2 protein-coding genes and 1 pseudogene are annotated in these 1,720 nt (G+C 71.5%); 1 reads left to right on the forward strand and 2 read right to left on the reverse strand.

Going from position 1 to position 1,720, the window contains the following annotated elements; translation table 11 throughout:
* Nucleotides 1-256: 256 nt before the first annotated feature.
* Nucleotides 257-856 (reverse strand): 2,3-bisphosphoglycerate-dependent phosphoglycerate mutase, encoded by a 600-nt coding sequence (locus tag ACLEQD_RS42795; protein WP_410391710.1) that lies wholly within the window; start codon nucleotides 854-856, stop codon nucleotides 257-259.
* 94 nt (nucleotides 857-950) lie between these two features.
* Nucleotides 951-1,211, reverse strand: coding sequence for a phosphopantetheine-binding protein (locus ACLEQD_RS42800; protein WP_171422241.1), 261 nt, complete (start codon nucleotides 1,209-1,211; stop codon nucleotides 951-953).
* Nucleotides 1,212-1,402: 191 nt separating this feature from the next.
* Between ACLEQD_RS42800 and ACLEQD_RS42805 the strand changes: the two are divergent.
* Nucleotides 1,403-1,720: pseudogene (locus tag ACLEQD_RS42805) on the forward strand (beta-ketoacyl synthase N-terminal-like domain-containing protein); the annotation flags it as partial.

Below are 1,720 nucleotides of genomic sequence, written 5' to 3' on the forward strand. Positions count from 1 at the left end.
GGGGGCGGTGGCAGCGGCGGAACTCGGAGCTGCCAGCGGCGTTGACGTTGACCGACTCCTCGGCGCGCGGCGCCGTCTGGGCCAGCGAGGCGGCGGAGGAGAGCAGGACGACGGCGAGGGTCAGGGCCTTCATGGTGTGCATCCTTGGGGGTGTTCGTGCTTCGTCCCATCTGACGGGACAGCCGGGCGCTCATTCAAGCCCCCTTGCGTCTTCCCCATGAAGGCCCTGCCTGCCGCCGCGAAGCGTCAGCCTGCTTCAGCCGCGCTTGGAGACGACCTGGCCTTCGGCGCCAATCTCGTAGACGAGCGGCACGCCGGTGGCGAGCTCCAGGCCCACCACGGTCTCACCGGACAGCTTGTCCAGGCGCATCACCAGCGAGCGGTTGGAGTTGCCGTGCGCCACGACGAGCACGTTCTTGCCCTGGCGCAGGTCCCCCGCGATGGCGCGGTCGAAGAAGGGCAGCACGCGCTTCGCGGTCATCTCCAGGGACTCGCCGTTGGGGGGCGGCACGTCGAAGGAGCGGCGCCAGATGTGGACCTGCTTCTCGCCGAACTCCCTGGCGGCGTCCGCCTTGTTGAGGCCCTGCAGGTCGCCGTAGTGGCGCTCGTTGAGGGCCGCGTCGCGGATGACGGGCGGGCGCTGGCCCAGCGTGTCCAGCAGGATGGCGAGCGTCTCCTGCGCGCGGCTGAGGGCGGAGGTGTACGCGACGTCGAACTTCAGGCCCTTGAGGGCGTCAGCGGCCTTGCGGGCTTCGTCGCGGCCCTGCTCGGTGAGGGGCACGTCCACGAAGCCGGTGAAGCGGTTCTCGTGGTTCCAGAGGGACTGACCATGACGGACGAGGGCGAGGATGGGCATGGCCCCCCTGCTAGCCCAACCGGGGGCAGGCGGAAAAGAGGCAAGCCCCGTCCACCCGCCCGGCCCGTCGTCTTGCGGCCACGCACCGGCCGCGTCAGCCGGTGGCCTGGGTCTCCTGCTGGAGGCGCTCGCAGACGGCCGCCACCGCGCTCAGCGTGTTGAACAGGTCCACCATGCCCACCTGGAGGCCCAGGTCGTCCTCGATGCGGTTGGCCAGCATCGTGGCCAGCAGCGAGTTGCCCCCGACCTCCAGGAAGTGGTCCTCCGGCCGCACGGCGTCCACGCCCAGCAGCTCCTGCCAGTACCCGGCCAGCCGCGACTCCATGGGCGAGGGGACGGCGCTCTGTGTGCTCACGGTGGGCTCCTCAGGGTGGGGCTGAATGGCCGTAAATTGAGGAAAATAGAACTACCGCGTCAAGTCTGGCAGCGCCAGGGCAGGCAGGCGGGCTTCGTCCTTTCCCCCGGCTCCGGGCTTCCCTGGCAGGCTCGGGCGCCATGGACGACGCGAACGAGGGCGGAGCGCTCACCGGGGAGCAGGACGCGCCCATGGCGGTGGCGGTGGTGGGGCTGGCGCTGCGCTTTCCGGGGGCGGAGGACGCGCGCCAGTACTGGCGCAACCTGGTGGGCGGGGTGGACTCCATCACCCGGCTGGACGCGGCGGGGCGGGCCCGGCTGGGGCTGCCGCAGGGCGACGAGTGGATCACCGCGGCGGGGGTGCTGGAGGAGGCGGAGGGCTTCGACGCGGCGTTCTTCGGGTACTCGCCGAGCGAGCGGAGCAGATGGATCCGCAGCACCGGACGCTCCTGGAGTGCGCGTGGGCGGCGATGGAGTCCGCGGGGTACGCGCCCCGGGGCCGGCCGATGC

The sequence above is a fragment of the Corallococcus sp. 4LFB genome (genome assembly GCF_046520365.1).
Lineage (GTDB): Bacteria > Myxococcota > Myxococcia > Myxococcales > Myxococcaceae > Corallococcus > Corallococcus caeni.